The sequence below is a fragment of the Ancrocorticia populi genome (genome assembly GCF_003123745.1).
GTDB classification, from domain to species: domain Bacteria; phylum Actinomycetota; class Actinomycetes; order Actinomycetales; family Actinomycetaceae; genus Ancrocorticia; species Ancrocorticia populi.
Genome location: NZ_QETB01000005.1, coordinates 143,150 through 161,405 on the forward strand (window position 1 = coordinate 143,150; position 18,256 = coordinate 161,405).

Here is an 18,256-nt window from a genome sequence, read left to right on the forward strand (position 1 = left end):
CGAATCGCCCCTCAGTTCTTGAAACCGTGCACGGGTGCGGGAATGATACCGCCGCGAGCAATGAAGGCCTCAGAGGAGTACGGGCTGACGGGCATGACGGGAGCCTGCCCTAAGAGCCCACCGAATTCGACCATATCGCCTTCCTGAGTGCCGGGTGCGGGGATCACGCGGACCGCGGTGGTCTTATGATTCATGACTCCGATGGCGGCCTCATCAGCAATCATGCCGGCGATGGCAGACGCGGGCGTATCGCCGGGTACAGCCACCATGTCCAGCCCCACGGAGCAGATAGCCGTCATCGCTTCGAGCTTCGCGAGCGAGATAGCTCCCATCGCGGCAGCCTCAATCATTCCTTCATCCTCGGACACGGGGATGAACGATCCGGAGAGGCCCCCCACGTGGGAGCAGGCCATGAGACCGCCCTTCTTCACCGCATCGTTGAGCAGGGCGAGTGCCGCTGTTGTCCCGTGAGCACCAACTCGTTCGATGCCCATGGCCTCGAGAGCGCGGGCTACGGAATCTCCCACTTCGGCCGTGGGTGCCAGCGAGAGGTCCACGATACCGAACTTGACACCTAGACGCTCCGCTGCGAGGTTGCCCACCAGCTCACCCATTCGGGTCACCTTGAAGGCGGCCTTCTTAACCGCTTCGGCAACTATGTCAAAAGGAGCGTCGGGCACGGCCTCGATGGCACGTTTGATTACTCCGGGGCCGGATACCCCAACCGAGACCACGCAGTCGGGCATTTCGGGTCCATGGAAGGCACCGGCCATGAAGGGGTTGTCCCCAACGGAGTTAGCAAACACCACCAGCTTCGCCGCGCCTAGGCCGCCCTCTGATTGTGACGCGGTTTCTACGATGGCGCGTCCCATATCGGCAACGGCATGCATGTTGATACCGGCGCGGGAGGATCCGATGTTCACCGAGGAACACACGATATCCGTCTGGGCCAGGGCTTGCGGAATCGAGGAGATGAGATTCTGATCGGAGGATGTGGCACCCTTCTCTACCAGAGCCGAGAATCCTCCAATGAAATCTACGCCGGCCTGTTTTCCGGCGTCATCGAGCATTCGGGCCCACGGGAGTAGGTCGGATTCGTGTGAGGCTGCTGCAACGAGTGCAATAGGGGTGACGGAAATCCGCTTGTTGATAATAGGAATGCCCAGCTCGGCTTCGAGTTCCTCGCACACCTCAACGAGGCGAGCAGCCTGCGCGGTGATGCGGTCAAAGCAGCGGGTACGGGCCCTTTCCCCGTCGCTATCGGCGCAATCCATGAGGGAGATACCCATCGTGACGGTGCGGATATCGAGTCTATCCTCGGAGATCATCTGGATGGTCTCCAAGATGTTGTCAGCCGTGTCCATGGCCATTGACAAGATCCTCCCTACAGGCTGTGCATTGCGTTGAAGATGGCTTCGGACTGCATGTGAACTTCCATTCCGATGCTTGTACCGATCTTGCTCATGGCGGCCTGAAGCTCTGGCAGCGTGATATCGGTTTCCTCGAAGTCCACTTGGAGGATCATGGTGAAGTATTCGCCCATGAGCGTCTGTGAGACGTTGGTGATGTTGGCATCGTGTTCGGCGAGCCCGGTCGCGATTGCCGCGATGATGCCTGTGTGGTCAATACCGGTGACCGTCATAATTGCGCGCATGAAACCTAGTCTGTCACGAAGCCTGCCACTTTTCCCTTCACACGCCAGTCACTGCGGTATAGGCTTATTGAACCAGTTGGAGAGATCGCAGCGAAGCGGTTGTGCCAGTTTTCTGGCTCGAAGGGTTGAGGGGATTCCCCTCAATCTGGGGTGCGGCTGACCGTGCTCTACGGAAGAGCTTCCGCAATGGTTGGGCGGCGGCAGCTATCTGCTACGCATCTACCTGCCGTCCCGCCCCGTTCCGGCAACTCTCCGTTTGACAACGTCGAGATCAAAGTTAGTTGCGATCCTCCACTGGCCCAGGAGGCATTCTCATGAGCAAAGACCCGGCTAGCGTAGCAAGCCTCGGTGAGCTTGCCACGCTCACTGAAACCCCGTATTGGTACCTCAGGTCCATCGTGGAGAGGCGCACGGACCCCTATATGAGCCTACAGCGAGCTAAACGCGGGGGAGGGGTACGCCCCATCTCGGCTCCCGAGCCGCCACTCATGCATGTACAACGCTGGATCCTGCACAATGTGTTGGACGGACTCGATGAGCACAGTGCGAGCTATGCGTACCGCAGGGGCCGCTCCATTGCTCACTGCGCGAAGGCCCACGTGGGAGCCCGCTGGCTCGTCAAGATGGATATCCATAACTTCTTCGGGACGGTAACCGAACAACGCGTTTACAAGGTGTTCCGTGACCTTGGGTATGAGCGTCTCATAAGCCTCGAAATGGCGCGTTTGTGCACACGTGAAGAAATGAAATCGTCCACCCGTGCACCAGGCTTTCGTTACACGGCCGTGCCCTCTTACGTTTCCGGAACCATCGGAGTGCTCCCGCAGGGTGCGCCAACATCGGGAGCGCTCGCGAATGCCGTGGCCACACGGATTGACCGCGCCCTCTCTGGACTGTTGGGGGATAGAGGTATCACCTATACCCGATACAGCGACGATCTTACGTTCTCTACACGCGATGGTTTCGATCGCGTGCGCGCGAGTGACCTCATTAGCCAAGTGACTGGAGTCGTGCAGAGCTGCGGCTTTCAGGTGCACAAGAAGAAGACGCACGTGGTCCCGCCTGGGGCGAGGCATGTGGTCTTGGGGCTTCTGGTAACGGAAAACAACGTGCGGCTTCTTCCCGAAATCAGGAGGAGGATTGAGCAGCACGTGCGCGGCGTTGAGGGCTTTGGCGTTCGCCACCACGCCGATCACAGGGGCTTCGATGATCCGTCGGCGATGATCGGCTATGTTGGGGGATGCCTCTCCTTTGCCTTGTCCGTAGATCCTGACTGGGCGGCGCCGATGTACCGCCGCTGGATGAAGGCGTTGTCCGCTCCATGGTGAGACCATTGGCCCACGTATTTTCGCTGTTGCCAGCGCACACTGGAGCCATGGGACAGGGCAGAAACGATGAGTTCTATTATGAGCATCTCGCGCCCTCACGTGGGATCCACGCATGGCAATATGTGTATGAAATCGGCTCCTATCACTATAATTGGCACCCCGCTCTCGAATTGCTGCTCGTTCTGACCGGTGAGGTTGAAGTATGTGCAGATGGATCAACATCGGTTTTGGGGCCTGGGGATCTCGTCCTCATTAACTCGGGTGAAGGGCACGCAACGCTCGCCAAGACGCCGAACTCTGTAGTACTCCTCCTCCACTTGGACCAGTCTTACTTGGCAGGCTTCACACCTGACGGTGCGGCGCAGACTTTCGCTTGCCGGAGTACCCCCGTCACTCGGTCGGACCCCGGATTCACCGAATTGCGGCGAATTCTCGCGGGCATGATGCTGGGCACCCCCGCAGATTCTCCGGGAGCTATCGCCTCGTATGAGTCGGGGCTTGCTCGGGTTGTTCAGTTACTCTTCGAACACTTTGTGGTAGAAGAGGCGCCCACACTCCGAGCTGACACGATTGGGCGTGATACCGCGCTGACCCGAGCCACGGCGTACATTGAACGGCACCACTGTGAACGGATTACGCTCAAACAGCTCAGCGAGGTTACGGGATACTTTCCGAGTTACGTATCCGAGCTGTTCAGTCAGACTCTCGGGATGACAACCTCGGCGTATATTCGCCGAGTCCGGCTGGCACACGCGGTCACCGAACTTAGCCAGACGGGAAAACGTATCAGCGATGTGGCGATAGAAAGCGGGTTTCCCGAAGTGAAATCGTTTAACGCCGCTTTTCACCAAGCGTTTGGTAAGACCCCATCGCAGTACCGGCAGCATTTGCGCGAGCTTGGTGACCGGATCCAACTGGTCGATGAGTCGTTCCACGAGCAGTTTATTCCTCGCTCCAGTGAGAGAATCAATCGGGTACTTCGGAGCTTCGCTCAGATGGCGGGGTCCTGCCCCAGCGTGTGCCCACGTCCGGCGCTTGGACCACTGGTGGAGGGATCGATTGCCGAGTCAATCGATTTGGCCCATGATCTGATCTCTCGTCTCGAGAAGCTCTCCGGAGTGCAGTAGCCCAAGCTGAATGGGCATTAATTCGGAACTGCTGGTCCTCCTAGTTTGCCGTTTACGCGCGAAGCCCTGAAAACACGCCGAATTGTCTGGGGAATTCTTTTGTCGCGGCTGCCTTAGTGTGTTCGCGCACACGGTGTTAGTGCGAGCATCAGAGTGTCTCTTGCCGAAGATCAGCACAGCGCCGTCTGGCGGTCCTCGAAATACTAGGAGTACACATACCCCACCTATAGCAAGGGAGGTCTCGGGTTATGAGTACACAGGTTGAGAGCCAACCGGGCATGGAGCTAGATGATGGAGCTGCACGTCTAATCGATATGATCGGGACGTTCACGACGATCGTCAGCCAAAAATTACCTGATGATGTGACAGAGAAGCTCCGCGAATTGGCTGAGGAAGAAGATCAGCCGATGGCCAAGATGATCTATGAGACGATGGTGAAGAACCAGAATCTCGCATGGGATCTGCGGCGCCCTTCATGCCAAGATACCGGGCTTGTTCAGATGTTCATGCGCGTGGGAACACATTTTCCGTACATCGATGTCATGGAAGATGTTTTGGAAAAGGCAGTTGATAAGGCCACAGCAGATGCTCCACTGCGTCTCAACTCAGTTGAGACGTTTGAGGAAGTGAACACTGGTACCAACACCGGAACCAAGTCGCCATGGATCTACTCCCAGATGATCTCGAACTCGGATGAACTGGAAGTGGACGTCTATCTGGCCGGCGGTGGCTGCTCCCTCCCGGGACAGGGTAAGACTCTGATGCCAGGCGAAGGCTACGAGGCCGCCGTCAAGTTTGTGCTTGATGTCATGACGTCGTACGGCGTGAATGCATGCCCGCCATTGCTTGTGGGAGTGGGTATCGGTACGTCCATCGATTCTGCCGCCTACATGTCCAAAGCGGCACTCATGCGTCCAGTCGGAAGCCATTCGGCCAATTCGAAGGCCGCTGAGCTTGAAGTCCTGTTAAAGGATGCGATTGATTCCATCGGACTTGGGCCTCAGGGCCTTGGTGGGAACCGCTCCGTCATGGGAGTACACATCGAGAACTCTGCACGCCATCCATCGGTTCTCTCGGTTGCGGTCAACACCGGTTGTTGGTCGCACCGCCGCGGAACAATTCGAATCAAAAGCGATCTTAGCTATGAGCTACTCACACACAAGGGGATGGAGTTGTGACCACCACACTGACCACACCAATCAAGCCGGAAGATGTTGAAGATCTTCGTGTCGGGGACGTTGTATTCCTCGACGGATACATTGTGACGTGCCGGGACGTTCCTCACCGACGTGTTGTTGAATTAGATCGTGAGCTGCCCATCGATATCTCCGAGGGTGCCATCTTGCATGCAGGCCCGATCATGCGGCAGGTATCAGGCCAAAATGAGGGCGAGGAAGAAAAGTACGAGTGTGTATCGGTTGGCCCCACAACCTCGATGAGGATGGAGAAGTTCGAGGACGAGTTCATCCGTAAGACCGGTGTGAGGCTAGTTGTTGGCAAGGGAGGCATGGGTCCTAACACCGAACGCGGATGCACAGAATACAAGGCGCTTCACTGCGTGTTCCCTGCGGGCAACGCGGTGATCGCTGCTACGTCCGTAGAGGAAGTTGAAGGCAGGTATTGGCCCGAACTTGGTATGCCGGAATCGCTATGGGTTCTACGTGTCAAGCAGTTTGGACCGCTCATCGTTTCGATCGATACACAGGGCAACAACATCTTCGAGCAGAAGAAGGTTGAGTACAACATCAGGAAGGATGCTGTTCTCCCGTCCTTGTACGAAAAGGTTAGGTACATTAAATGAGCGCTCAGGCCACTGCTACTTCGGCGGCCGGGAAGCTCAAGGCGGAAGTTAGCCCGCTTAAACTTGCAATATGCGTTCTATTGGGCGTAGCTCTATGGCTGATCCCCACGCCGAACGGCCTTGAAGACAACGCTTGGCACCTTTTTGCCATCTTCCTCGCAACCATCGTAGGCATCATCATGAAGGCCGCCCCGATGGGTTCGCTGTCTGTCGTGGCCATGGCGCTTTGCGCCGGAACTCAGGTTCTGGTCCCCGGGGACGCCAAGGGGTCCATTGAGGCATCGCTCAGTGGGTTCTCCAACGCGACCATCTGGCTCATCGTCTCGGCCTTCTTTATCGCGCGAAGCGTTGTAAAGTCGGGGTTGGGTGAGAGGCTCGCCTACTTGTTCATCCGGGTATTTGGTAAGAGCACAATTGGTCTAGCTTACGGGCTGGGACTGACGGATCTGGCTCTTTCTCCCTTCATCCCCTCGAACACGGCCCGCGCTGGCGGAATCGTCTACCCGATCACCAAGTCGATTGCCGAGCAGGCTGGCTCGCATACGGAGGATCCGTCCACGCACCGAAAGGTTGGTTCCTACCTAGCGCTCACTGGATACAACATGGATCTGGCCGTCTCGGTCATTTTCCTCACGGGTGCGGCGCCAAATGCCATGGCAGTTCAACTTGCCATGGAGCAAGGTGTGGATATCTCGTGGACCGGGTGGCTGATGGCAGCTTTGCTGCCGGGTATCATTGGCGTCATTCTGGTGCCGATTATCCTCTACTTCACCTATCCTCCTGAAGTGAAGAAGACCCCAGAGGCGCCCAAGGAAGCTGTGGAGAAGCTCAAGGAACTCGGGAAGGTCACGAGACCCGAATGGACAACCCTTGCAGTATTCGTTGTGATCATCGTCCTTTGGGTGTTCGGCGCGGACATTCTCAACGCCACCACGGTTGCCTTCATCGGGCTTGCTGCTCTGCTCATTGGTAGGGCGCTCACTTGGGAAGACATGAAGTCTGAAAAGGCCGCATGGGACACCCTTGTGTGGTTCGCTGCGCTGGTTATGATGGGAACTTACCTTAACACCACCGGATTCATTTCGTGGTTCGGAGACGGCGTGGGTGGATGGCTGGAAGCGCAAGGAATGAGTCCAATTATCGCCTTTGTTGCGCTCACAGTGGTCTACGCTCTCTCCCACTACTTGTTCGCATCTGGAACTGCGCATGCAGCTTCGATGTTCGCCGTATTCCTCGCGGTCGGGTTGGCCCTTGGGCTTCCAGCGGTACCGCTCGTAGTTTTCCTAGGCGCTTTGCCAACCATCATGGGTTGCCTTACCCATTACGGAAACGGTCCGGCGCCAATCTACTTTGGGTCCGGCTATGTTGAACTCCGGGCGTGGTGGGTGAACGGCCTCATCATTGGAGTAATGCACCTTGTTGTCTGGCTTGTGATCGGGACTGCTTGGTGGAACATTATCGGTGTGTGGTGAGTATGGCGTGAGAGGTGACGTCGTCGTCGGGGAAAATATGGTCATCGTGTAAACTGGTGGCGGTCATCCGCTCAACGTGAGGACTCAGCCCACCATGAATACCATCCCGCCTTCAAAATCAGACGGGAACGCCAAGCCGTTTCGGGGATTCCGCCGGAAGGTCGCAGAACGGCATCGCACGGGCGAAGCAGAAATCAGTACGCGGTCCAAACTCAAAAAGCGCCGAGCCAAGTCCCGCCTCACGCGGTCCCAGCTACTGGGGCGCGTTGGGGCGGGCTTTGGCCTCCTCATCCCGCTCTTGGTGGACATCCCAGGTCTAGGACCAGCGGGCGAGCGCATGCTGGGTATCTTCATCGCCGCCATCCTCTTGTGGGCAACCGAGGCGGTGCCCCTTTATGCAACTGCGGTAGCGGTGATATTTGCTCAGGTGCTCTTGATCTCCGATCAGGCGATCCTGCCCGTAGCAGAGGACGCTCCGAGCGCCGAAACATTCTTTAACTCCCTGTCTAACCCCGTCATCATCCTGTTCATGGGTGGCTTTCTTCTGGCCGATTGTGCCGCAAAGTTCAGGGTAGATAGAGCTCTCGCGGCCGTACTGTTGCGGCCGTTCCTGAAAAGCGCTCGCTTGACGGTGTTGGGCGTCATGGCCATCACCGCGTTGTTGGGCATGTTCATGTCTAACACTGCTACCACCGCCGCCATGTTCGCGGTGGTGATTCCCGTGATGAAGGCGCTTCCGGAGGGAAAGGCGAGGGCGGGCCTAGCGCTCTCGATCCCGGCGGCGGCGAACGTGAGTGGTATTTCCACGCCCGTGAGCTCACCTCCAAACGCCATCGCGTTGGCAGCACTGGAAAACAATGGAATCCACATCACGTTCGTTGAATGGATGATTGCCGCGGTTCCGCTGGCGATCATCATGATGATCGCGGTGTGGGCGTTTATCGCGTTCTCGTTTATCCCAGCGGACCTCAAGATGGAAATAGACACTTTCGCTAAGTTCAACACGTCTAAGCGGGCGATCGCTTTCTATATCGTCGCGATCACAACGATTGTGTTGTGGATGACCGAGCCCCTGCACGGCGTTTCCTCAAATACCGTGGGATTCCTGCCAGTTGTTGCGCTCTTGTTGCTGGGTGTAATGAACGGAGGTGATATCCGCAAGCTGGATTGGCCGATCCTTTGGCTGGTGGCCGGTGGTATTGCTCTAGGAAGTGGTGTTGGGCTGACGGGGCTGGACGAATGGCTGATCGGTTCGATTGCGTGGGAGTCTATTCCCTCCTCCGTTGTGTTCTTGGCTCTGGCGGCGCTGACAGCGGTTGTTGGTGTGTTCTTGTCTAATTCGGCTGCGGCCAATCTGCTGATCCCTATGGCGATCGGTATCTCTTCGGGACTGGAAGGTACTACCGCCCAAATTGCCGTTGTTGTGGCACTAGCGTGTTCCATGGGAGTGCTTCTGCCGATTTCCACGCCACCCAACGCAATCGCTTATTCCACCGGCGCAGTTCAGACCAAGGACATGGTCAAGGTGGGCTTGGTCATTGGTGGAGTTGGGGTTGTGCTGTTGGCGTTCGTCATGCCTCATTTATGGGATATGCTCGGCGTTATCTAAACTCACCCTGTAGTAGAAAGACGGCGATGTCCGGCGAGGAGGCCCTCATGACATTGTGTATTCTCATCCTCGAGGATGAACCCGAGGTGCGCCATGCGCTCGAACGCGATCTTCAACCGTTCGCCGATCGGTTCCAGCTTGAGTCTGCTGAAAGCTATGCGGACGCGTGGGATGTAGTGGAGGAGATCGTCCAATCGGAGGATGAGCTTGCGCTCGTCTTGTCCGATCATCGGCTACCTGATCGGGACGGGGTGGATTTCCTTATTTCCCTCTCGGAAGACGATCGAGTTTCGGACGCCAAGAAGATTCTTGTGACCGGGCAAGCGTATTTGGACGATACTGTGCGGGCGGTTAACAAGGCTCACTTGGACTACTACGTTGCTAAGCCGTGGGAAGCGGGCGAGTTATGTGAAGTGGTCCGGGAGCTTCTGACCGACTATGTGTTGGAAAACGGCGTGGATCCGCTACATTACATGCGGGATTTGGACGAGGAGCGAATTCTAGAAGTCTGGCGGTAGTGGGGCAAACGCTGTGCTCGCTGGTAGGCTTACTGACGGGCATCTGCTCCCCGGCATCATCCTAATGAAAGGAATTAGCCCGTGAGCTCAGTATTAGGCGATCACAACGAGGATAGCGTGCGGCGTGTACTACTAAAGGTTTCAGGCGAAATGTTTGGCGGAGGTGCCGTTGGGCTCGATGCTGACGTTCTGACTCGCATCGCGGGCGAAATCTCTGAGGCGGTGGCCGATGGCGTTCAGGTTGCCATCGTGGTGGGCGGCGGGAACTTCTTCCGCGGCCCCGAACTCCAGCAGCGCGGTATGGACCGTGCGCGCGCGGACTACATGGGCATGCTGGGCACCGTGATGAACGCGATCGCGCTTCAGGACTTCATTGAAAAAACGGGAACGCCAGCTCGTGTACAGACCGCCATCCAGATGACGCAGATCGCCGAACCTTATGTTCCGCTCCGGGCTATTCGCCATTTGGAGAAAGGACGCGTGGTCATCTTCGGTGCGGGCGCGGGAATGCCCTACTTCTCCACGGATACCGTCTCCGCTCAGCGCGCTCTAGAGCTGCACTGCGATGAGATCCTTGTGGGGAAGAACGGCGTTGACGGGATCTATAGCGCGGATCCTAAGCTGGACCCCACCGCTCAGAAACTGGAGTGTCTCACCTACGGCGATGCCCTAGCTCAGGGCCTGCGCGTGGTGGACGCAGCGGCATTTTCGCTGTGCCGCGACAATCACCTGACCATGCGCGTTTTCGGTATGGGCGAATCAACCAATGTGACCCGAGCGCTTCGCGGCGAGAAGATCGGTACGCTTGTCACTGAAGATAAGCAGGAGGAAGAGTAGTAATGATCGATGATGAGCTCCTTGAAGCCGAGGAGAAGATGGAGAAGGCCATTGATGTGGCCCGCCATGATTTCACCAATATCCGGTCCGGACGGGCCAACGCTGGTATGTTCACGCCAATACTCGTGGATTACTACGGCGCGCCCACACCGCTCCAGCAGCTCGCTTCGGTGACGGTTCCCGAGGCACGTACCGTGCTGATCAGCCCGTTTGACCGCACGGCGATGGCCGCAATCGATAAGGCCATTCGGGCCGCGGATCTGGGTGTGAATCCCACGGATGATGGCAACGTGATCCGATGCGTGCTGCCCTCTCTGACCGAAGAGCGCCGCAAGGACTACGTGAAGATGGCTAAGGCGAAGGCAGAGGACGCCCGAGTCTCAATCCGCTCCATTCGCCGCAAGGCGAAGGAAGCCCTAGACAAGATTAAGAAGGATGGGGACGCTGGCGAAGATGACGTTGTGCGCGCCGAATCCGAACTTGACCAGCTCACGAAGCGTTTCGTGGATCAGGTGGATAAGCTGCTTGAGGCCAAGGAGAAGGATCTTCTAGAGGTCTAACCGGTGTTTGAACGGCTTGCCCCTCACCCTCCTCAGCCTCCGGCTAAATCAACCTCCAAGGCGGGGCGAAACCTTAAAGCCGCCGTACCTACGGCAGTTGTTCTACTGGGACTTGTTGCGCTCTCAGTACTGTGGCGCATGGAGCTCTTCGCGGTTCTGGTGGCCGTTGCGATCTGCATTGGCCTTTGGGAGATCGCTGGCGCCTTCCTCGCGCGTAACGTACGCATTCCGGTAGTGCCACAGTGGGTTGGGGCGATCACGATGGTTGCGGCCACTTGGATCGAGGGCTTGGGCGGGGGACTGATCGCCTTCCTGCTCTCGGTTGCGGCTGTGTTCCTATGGTGCGTAATCGACGGCTCTGAGCGGGCGCCCCGGGATGTTCTGGCGGCGATCTTTGCTCTGGCCTGGATTGCCTTGCTCGGGTGCTTTGCGGTTGCCCTCGCGTTTCTGAATGATCCGGTATGGATGGTCACGTTGCTCATCCTCATGCCTGTAGCGAACGATACCGGCGGCTGGGCATTCGGAGTCCTTTGGGGTAAGCACCCCATGAGCCCCAGTATTTCTCCTAAGAAATCGTGGGAAGGGTTCGCGGGTTCCGTAGTTTGTGCTCTGGCGGTGGCGCTCGTGCTGGTGTACGGCGTTCTTGGCCAGCCTTGGTATTTAGCGCTAATCGTGGCTTTTGCGGCGGTAGCATGCTCCACCTTGGGCGATCTGTGCGAGTCCCTACTGAAGCGCGATCTGGGCGTGAAGGACATGGGATCGATCTTTCCTGGCCACGGCGGCATGATGGATCGTATTGATTCGATACTTATGTGGGCGCCATTCTGCTACCTCATCATGTCATGGTAGGAGCACTGCCACATCCCGCAAGGCGGCCTTCCGTGGGACAATAGCAGGGCTATGAATTCTCCGAAGTATCCGAAGGCATCCACGCGGCAAGTGATGCCCGCAGTTGAATCGGGCCCCATGCCCGTTTTCACCATGAAGCCCGCAAGCAAGGGCAAGCCGCCCACGCACCTTGCGGACCTCACTCTTGACGCACGTAAGAAGGCCATGAAAGAGGCGGGTTTGCCAGCTTTCCGTGCGGACCAGCTCTCGCGCCACTACTTTGAGCGCCACGAGGCCACGGCTGATGCGATGAGCGATCTTCCGGCCGGTAAGCGAGAGGAGATCGTTGACTCCTTTCTGCCGCCCCTTCTGACGAAGGTTCGCGATCTTCGGGCCGATCAGGGAAAGACCATTAAGTCACTCTGGCGGATGTTTGATGGTGCGATGGTGGAAACGGTCCTCATGCGCTATCCGGGGCGCGCCACGCTGTGCATCTCGTCTCAGGCGGGCTGCGGGATGGCCTGTCCATTCTGCGCCACCGGACAGGGAGGGCTTACCCGCAACCTGTCCACCGGGGAGATCGTTGAACAGGTCAGAATGGGCATGGTGGCCGCCGAATCTGGGGATCTGGCCGGTGGGCCCACCCACGTGTCCAACATCGTCTTTATGGGAATGGGAGAACCGCTGGCGAACTGGCGTCAGGTTCAGGCCGCCCTGCACCGCATGATCGAGCCGTCCCCGTCTGGACTAGGTATCTCTGCTCGCGGCGTCACCGTATCCACGGTGGGCATGGTTCCCCTTATCGACAAGCTTGCCGATGAGGGCCTTCCCGTAACGCTTGCCGTATCTCTTCACGCTCCCGATGACGGCTTGCGTGATCCGCTGATTCCACTGAACTCCCGCTTCAATGTGAAGAAGCTGCTGGATTCGGCGCGCCGCTACTTCGAAAAGACCGGGCGGCGTGTTTCGATCGAATACGCACTCATCAAAGACATGAACGATCACCAGTGGCGCGCCCAGCTTCTTGCTGATGAGTTGAACGCGCGTGGCCGCGGCTGGGTTCATGTCAATCCAATTCCGTTGAACCCAACTCCCGGATCCATTTGGACGGCGAGCCTGCCGGAAACCCAACAGGTTTTCGTTGATACTCTTGAAGCCTCAGGTATCCCTACAACCATCCGGGATACCCGTGGTTCTGATATCGATGGCGCATGCGGGCAGCTTGCCGCCGAGGTCAAGGGAAATTCTGCCCGTGCCCAGAAGGCTGCTGCAGCGGCCGAGCGGGTGATGGCCGCGATTAATAATGGGGAGGAGCACGAGGCTGATGAGTAACGATACCTTCGAGCGTGTTGGCCGCTTTGGTTGGGGCTATGACCCTATTGAAGTTGACGAATTCCTAGCCGAAGCTAAAACGGCCTATGCGGGGCGGGGGAACTACGATCTGAACGAACAGTCTGTCCGCAACGCAGGTTTCTCTCGCGTGCGCCACGGCTATGACCCAAAGCTTGTTGATGCGGCGATGGATCGCCTCGAAGCAGCCTTTATTCAGCGCAGGCGCGCCAACGTGGTGCGTGAGCGCGGTGAAAGCACGTGGTTAAACAAGACCTATGAGGATGCCAAGAGCCTTTATCCGCGCCTGCTCCGCCCCCAAGGGGAACGCTTTTCTGATGCCACGGGATGGGGCTACCTCAAATCGGATGTCGATGAGCTCATGGATCGGCTCATGGAATACTTTGACGGTAAGCGTTCTCTGACGTCGAGCGAACTACGAGACGCCGTGTTTGATCAGGCCAAGGATAGTAAGGGCTACGACGTCTCCGTAGTGGATGTGTACATCGAGCGAGCTATCACGGTCCTTGTTGCCGTGGAATAGGGGCCGGGCCGTGACTGAATCATCGCGAACACGCAGCGTTATCATCCTCGGCTCCACCGGATCGATCGGCACGCAGGCGCTCGATGTTATACGGCGTAATAGGGCACGCTACGATGTGGTGGCCCTTGGTGCAGGCGGTGCCAACCTTGATCTCCTAGCCCAACAGGTACAAGAATTCGCAGTTCCGGTTGTTGCGGTAGCAGATGAGGCGCGCGTTCCCGAGCTGAGTGAGCATCTGGGCGCGAGCGCGCGCGTGATCGGCGGGCCAGACGCGATGTCTGAAATCGCGGCCGGCGCTGGGCAGAATCGGCCCGTTGACCCAGTCCAAACGGTGGTGCTCAACGGCATCACCGGATCTGTGGGTCTGCGTCCAACACTCGCGGCCTTAGCTAGCGGAGTCACTCTTGCACTCGCCAATAAGGAATCACTCGTGGTGGGTGGCGGCCTCATTGCAGAGGCGATGGTGCGCCCGGGCCAGATCGTGCCTGTGGATTCCGAGCATTCGGCCATCGTCCAATCTCTGCGTTCGGGCGTGCATCACCGCGGCCTGTGTTCGCAACACGTGGATGGGACCAGCGAGGTCAAGCGAATCATCCTGACCGCCTCGGGAGGGCCATTCCGGGGCCGCCATCGCAGCGAACTCGCGCGCGTGACGCCCGCCGAGGCACTAGACCACCCTACGTGGAAGATGGGACCCGTGGTCACCATCAACTCCTCGACACTCATGAACAAGGGGCTGGAACTCATCGAGGCCGCCTACCTTTTCGATGTGGCCCCGGAAAACATCGTGCCGGTTGTGCATCCCCAATCGGTGATCCACTCCATGGTGGAGTTCGCCGATGGGGCAACAATCGCGCAGGCATCGCCGCCAGACATGCGCCTGCCGATCGCGCTTGGGCTCTCGTGGCCCGAGCGGCTAGAGCAAATCAGCACGCCCAACGCGTGGGATGCGCCCGTTTCGTGGACTTTTGAGCCTCTTGACGATGAGACTTTTCCCGCTGTGTCCCTGGCCCGGGCAGCGGTGACAGCCTCACCGTTGCACCCGGCAGTCCTCAACGCCGCCAACGAGGAATGCGTGGCCGCCTTCTTGGAGGGCAAGCTCCCATACCTCAGCATCACAGATACCGTGTCCGAGGTTTTGAGTGAATTCTCAGGAGAACGAGGCATCCTCGATCTGGAAACGGTGCTTGGCACCGAAAGATGGGCACGCTCACGCGCCCATGAGGTGATGGCACGCCGCGCTTAACTCAGGAGGCGATAGATTGTGGGATCGCTTCCCGGAATCCTCTTATTGATTGTTGGCCTTCTGGTATCAGTTGGGCTACACGAAGTGGGACATCTGCTTCCAGCCAAGAAGTTTGGCGTTAAGGTTCCCCAGTACTTCATTGGGTTCGGCCCAACGATCTGGTCCACCACGAAGGGTGGTACGGAGTACGGGTTGAAAGCTCTTCCGTTGGGCGGCTACGTCCGGCTTGCAGGAATGGTATGGCCCGGCGCAGAAAGCCGTAAGCAGGTCAATCGCAAGGGCGAAGTGACTATCGCCGAAGAAACCCGCCGCGCGAGCGCCGCCGAACTTACCCTCACCGAGGAACCCCATGCATTCTGGAGGCTCGGCGCTGGCAAGCGCCTTATCGTCATGTTTGGCGGCCCGGTCATGAACTTCCTTATCGCCGGCGTGCTGCTCGCGGTGGTGTTCTGTGGCATTGGCATTCTTCAACCTTCCAATCAGATCTCCACGGTGAGCACGTGCGTCACCGATTCCGATAGGTGTGAAGAGGGTGATCCACCCGCTCCAGGGGCGCAGGCCGGGATTATGCCGGAGGACGTCATTGTCTCGTGGGACGGCACGCCCGTTTCTGATTGGGACGATATCCAGCAGACTATCGCGGCGGGTGACGCGAATCCCGTCAACGTTGTGGTTGAGCGCGATGGCACAGAGAAGACCCTTGTTGTTACGCCGACATTGGCGGAACGTCCCGTCGTCGGCGAAAACGGCGAAGTGGCTACGGATGCCAACGGCGAAGTCTTGACCGAACAACGACCCTACGTGGGTATTGGCCCGGCCTACACCCACGAACGCGTGTCCCTTACCGAAATCCCGGGCGAACTGTGGGATCTCACAAGCGGTACCGCGCAGGTAATCGCGAAACTGCCTGGAGACCTATGGAATACCGCGACCGGGCTGATTACGGGGGATGACCGGGCGTCAAGCGGTGTTATGGGCATCGTGGGGGCGGCCGATCTTGCCGGGAACATCACGAGCTCCGATCAGGACGCCTATGGGTTATCGGCTCGGATAGGTGACCTGCTCCTCCTTATCGCCTCACTTAACATCAGCCTCTTCCTCTTCAACCTGCTTCCGCTGCTCCCATTAGACGGCGGGCATATCGTGGGTGCCGCCTACGAAGGAGTGCGACGCCGCTTCGCTCAGCTGCGAGGGAAACCAGATCCAGGCCCCGTTGACATCGCGCGCCTCATGCCATTCGGCTATATCGTGGCTTTCGCCTTTATTCTCATGACTGTTCTCCTGATTGTTGCAGACATTGTCAACCCGATCTTCTGACTCCCACCTCGCTGGAGAAAGTGGAATACTGGGGCGCGTGAGTATTGCTCTAGGAATGCCAAGCGTGCGCCCCGAAGCCCCCGTGCTGGCCCCACGAAAAACGACCCGTCAGATTCAGGTTGGTGACGTTGCCGTGGGCGGCAGCGCGCCTGTTTCCGTGCAGTCAATGACAACCACGAAAACGCATGATATCGGAGCCACGCTCCAGCAGATTGCCGAGCTAACGGCGGCTGGCTGCGATATCGTGCGCGTGGCGTGCCCAACCGATAAGGATGCCGAGGCGCTCCCCATTATCGCGAAGCAGTCGCGTATCCCCGTGATTGCGGATATCCATTTCCAGCCCAAGTACGTCTTCGCCGCCATCGAAGCCGGCTGTGGCGCCGTGCGCGTCAACCCAGGAAACATCCGCAAGTTTGACGATCGCGTCAAGGAGATTTGCGAGGCCGCAACGGACCACGGGGTCTCGTTGCGTATCGGCGTTAACGCTGGATCGCTGGATCCGCGGCTGCTGAAGAAGTACGGATCGGCAACCCCCGAGGCGCTCGTGGAATCGGCGGTGTGGGAGGCGAGCCTGTTCGAGGAGCAGGGATTTAAGGATTTCAAGATCTCTGTTAAACACCACAACGTGGTGACGATGGTGGAGGCATACCGCCAGCTTTCTGAGCAGGGGGATTGGCCGTTGCACCTAGGTGTGACGGAGGCCGGCCCTGCCTTCCAAGGCACCATTAAGTCTGCCACCGCGTTCGGAGCGCTTCTGGCCGAGGGAATCGGCGATACTATCCGAGTCTCCCTGTCCGCGCCTCCCGTTGAGGAGGTCAAGGTGGGTACGAAGATTTTGGAATACATGGGACTGCGCGAGCGCAAGATGGAGATCGTCTCGTGTCCCTCATGCGGCCGCGCCCAGGTTGATGTGTGGGAGCTTGCCGAAAAGGTCGAAAATGGTCTGAAGGACATCACCGCCCCCATCCGCGTGGCAGTGATGGGCTGCGTGGTGAACGGACCGGGGGAGGCGCGCGAGGCGGATCTCGGGTGTGCTTCCGGTAACGGCAAGGGCCAGATTTTTGTACGCGGGAAAGTGGTGGAAACCGTGCGCGAGGATGCCATTGTTGAGACGCTGCTGCGCTACGCCAATCAGATGGCGGAGGATATGGGCGAAGGCAGCGATGGACATGTAGACGTGGTGGCGTACTAACCACCCAGGTTGGAGTTTGATGCGTTGGCCAAGTAGATCTACCACGGCTCTGCGCCGCTTGTACGGAGCGGACAAATCCAGAGCGATCGAGTTCCTTGATCGGAACCCGGTAGATTCCGTGCTGGCTCGCGCAAATGTTGACCGTATGGGGATCGGCCCTTCCAGCGCGCTCGCGCAGCTGGCACCAGGAAGCCGCGACATCCAGGCGCTTGCCTGGGATTCGGGCAACCTTATTCCTTTGGGCTTTGACAGCGATGGCTTGGAGAGCTTGGCCAATACTGTGTTGGGGCACGGAAAGCTGGGCGGTTCGCTCGTGGGCCCGGCCGATCAGGTCCTCAGCCTCTGGGATCTGTTGCAGTATACGTGGGGGCCCGCGCGCGAGGTGAGGCCGCGTCAGTTCTCCATGGTGATCGATCATCCTCCGCTCTTGGAGCCCGATCCCGAGGTCCGCCCGGCGCGCCCGGCCGAACACGGGCTTGTTCTTCCCGCATCCGTTGCCATGTTCACCGAGGAGGTAGGCTACGATCCCACCGCTTACGGCAATTCATACGCGAGCCGCGCGGCGCGTCTGATTCGCGATGGCATGACGTACGTGAAGCTTGGCCCTGCGTTGGATGGCCCGGGATCGCGTGTGATTTTCAAAGCGGATGTGGGGGCTCTGGCTGGCGGGGTGTCCCAGATTCAGGGTGTGTGGGTGGCTCCCGACATGCGAAACCGGGGTATTGGTGGGGCGGCTATGGCGTCCGTTGTGGATCAGGTGCGCGCTACCTTCAGTCCGTTGGTTGCGCTGTACGTCAACGATTTCAACCCGGCCGCTGTCAAGGTATATCAGCGTGTTGGCTTCCGCATCGTGGGTGAATGGGCAACGGTGTTGCTCTAGGGCCGATGCGCGGT

The 18,256-nt window shown here is 58.4% G+C and carries 18 protein-coding genes; 16 read left to right on the forward strand and 2 right to left on the reverse strand.

Annotation, left to right across the window (positions count from 1 at the left end; translation table 11 throughout):
- Window positions 1-11: 11 nt before the first annotated feature.
- Together DD236_RS09870 and DD236_RS09875 are read right to left on the reverse strand one after the other, a co-directional pair.
- On the reverse strand, window positions 12-1,370 hold the full coding sequence (locus DD236_RS09870) for a PFL family protein (protein WP_243410233.1): 1,359 nt from the start codon (window positions 1,368-1,370) through the stop codon (window positions 12-14).
- A 14-nt stretch (window positions 1,371-1,384) separates the two neighbouring features.
- The gene (locus DD236_RS09875; RefSeq protein WP_109094231.1) at window positions 1,385-1,654 is read right to left on the reverse strand and encodes an ACT domain-containing protein; all 270 of its coding nucleotides are present in this window, start codon (window positions 1,652-1,654) and stop codon (window positions 1,385-1,387) included.
- Between the two features lie 314 nt (window positions 1,655-1,968).
- Here DD236_RS09875 and DD236_RS09880 point away from each other — a divergent pair, with 314 nt between their 5' ends.
- The 16 genes from DD236_RS09880 to DD236_RS09955 all read left to right on the forward strand — a co-directional run bounded on the left by DD236_RS09880 (window position 1,969) and on the right by DD236_RS09955 (window position 18,242).
- Window positions 1,969-2,982, forward strand: a complete 1,014-nt coding sequence (locus tag DD236_RS09880; protein WP_109094232.1) for a reverse transcriptase family protein — start codon at window positions 1,969-1,971, stop codon at window positions 2,980-2,982.
- 47 nt (window positions 2,983-3,029) lie between these two features.
- The gene (locus DD236_RS09885; protein WP_165819892.1) at window positions 3,030-4,109 is read left to right on the forward strand and encodes a helix-turn-helix domain-containing protein; all 1,080 of its coding nucleotides are present in this window, start codon (window positions 3,030-3,032) and stop codon (window positions 4,107-4,109) included.
- 248 nt (window positions 4,110-4,357) lie between these two features.
- The gene (gene ttdA, locus DD236_RS09890; protein ID WP_207785789.1) at window positions 4,358-5,287 is read left to right on the forward strand and encodes a L(+)-tartrate dehydratase subunit alpha; all 930 of its coding nucleotides are present in this window, start codon (window positions 4,358-4,360) and stop codon (window positions 5,285-5,287) included.
- Window positions 5,284-5,910 carry a L(+)-tartrate dehydratase subunit beta gene (gene ttdB, locus DD236_RS09895; protein ID WP_109094234.1) on the forward strand — a complete coding sequence of 209 codons (627 nt, stop codon included), beginning with the start codon at window positions 5,284-5,286 and terminating at the stop codon, window positions 5,908-5,910. The genes ttdA and ttdB overlap by 4 nt, the downstream gene beginning before the upstream one ends.
- Window positions 5,907-7,382 carry an anion permease gene (locus DD236_RS09900; RefSeq protein WP_109094235.1) on the forward strand — a complete coding sequence of 492 codons (1,476 nt, stop codon included), beginning with the start codon at window positions 5,907-5,909 and terminating at the stop codon, window positions 7,380-7,382. The genes ttdB and DD236_RS09900 overlap by 4 nt, the downstream gene beginning before the upstream one ends.
- Before the next feature lie 94 nt (window positions 7,383-7,476).
- Window positions 7,477-8,991, forward strand: coding sequence for an SLC13 family permease (locus DD236_RS09905; protein ID WP_109094236.1), 1,515 nt, complete (start codon window positions 7,477-7,479; stop codon window positions 8,989-8,991).
- A gap of 47 nt (window positions 8,992-9,038) precedes the next feature.
- A complete protein-coding gene (locus tag DD236_RS09910) occupies window positions 9,039-9,509 on the forward strand; it encodes a response regulator (protein WP_109094351.1) in 471 nt (156 codons plus the stop codon).
- Window positions 9,510-9,590: 81 nt separating this feature from the next.
- Complete coding sequence (gene pyrH, locus DD236_RS09915) at window positions 9,591-10,346, forward strand: UMP kinase (protein ID WP_109094237.1); 756 nt, start codon at window positions 9,591-9,593, stop codon at window positions 10,344-10,346.
- A gap of 2 nt (window positions 10,347-10,348) precedes the next feature.
- Complete coding sequence (gene frr / locus DD236_RS09920) at window positions 10,349-10,906, forward strand: ribosome recycling factor (protein WP_109094238.1); 558 nt, start codon at window positions 10,349-10,351, stop codon at window positions 10,904-10,906.
- 3 nt (window positions 10,907-10,909) lie between these two features.
- Window positions 10,910-11,755 (forward strand): phosphatidate cytidylyltransferase, encoded by an 846-nt coding sequence (locus DD236_RS09925; protein WP_109094239.1) that lies wholly within the window; start codon window positions 10,910-10,912, stop codon window positions 11,753-11,755.
- Window positions 11,756-11,806: 51 nt separating this feature from the next.
- On the forward strand, window positions 11,807-13,066 hold the full coding sequence (gene rlmN / locus DD236_RS09930; protein WP_423716465.1) for a dual-specificity RNA methyltransferase RlmN: 1,260 nt from the start codon (window positions 11,807-11,809) through the stop codon (window positions 13,064-13,066).
- The gene (locus DD236_RS09935) at window positions 13,059-13,607 is read left to right on the forward strand and encodes a DivIVA domain-containing protein (protein WP_109094240.1); all 549 of its coding nucleotides are present in this window, start codon (window positions 13,059-13,061) and stop codon (window positions 13,605-13,607) included. Before rlmN ends, DD236_RS09935 begins: the two co-directional genes overlap by 8 nt.
- 10 nt (window positions 13,608-13,617) lie before the next feature.
- A complete protein-coding gene (gene dxr / locus DD236_RS09940; protein WP_243410239.1) occupies window positions 13,618-14,853 on the forward strand; it encodes a 1-deoxy-D-xylulose-5-phosphate reductoisomerase in 1,236 nt (411 codons plus the stop codon).
- 18 nt (window positions 14,854-14,871) lie between these two features.
- Window positions 14,872-16,170, forward strand: a complete 1,299-nt coding sequence (locus DD236_RS09945; protein ID WP_109094242.1) for a M50 family metallopeptidase — start codon at window positions 14,872-14,874, stop codon at window positions 16,168-16,170.
- A 55-nt stretch (window positions 16,171-16,225) separates the two neighbouring features.
- Window positions 16,226-17,362, forward strand: a complete 1,137-nt coding sequence (ispG, locus tag DD236_RS09950; RefSeq protein WP_109094243.1) for a flavodoxin-dependent (E)-4-hydroxy-3-methylbut-2-enyl-diphosphate synthase — start codon at window positions 16,226-16,228, stop codon at window positions 17,360-17,362.
- A 19-nt stretch (window positions 17,363-17,381) separates the two neighbouring features.
- Complete coding sequence (locus DD236_RS09955; RefSeq protein WP_109094244.1) at window positions 17,382-18,242, forward strand: GNAT family N-acetyltransferase; 861 nt, start codon at window positions 17,382-17,384, stop codon at window positions 18,240-18,242.
- The last annotated feature ends 14 nt before the right edge of the window (window positions 18,243-18,256 follow it).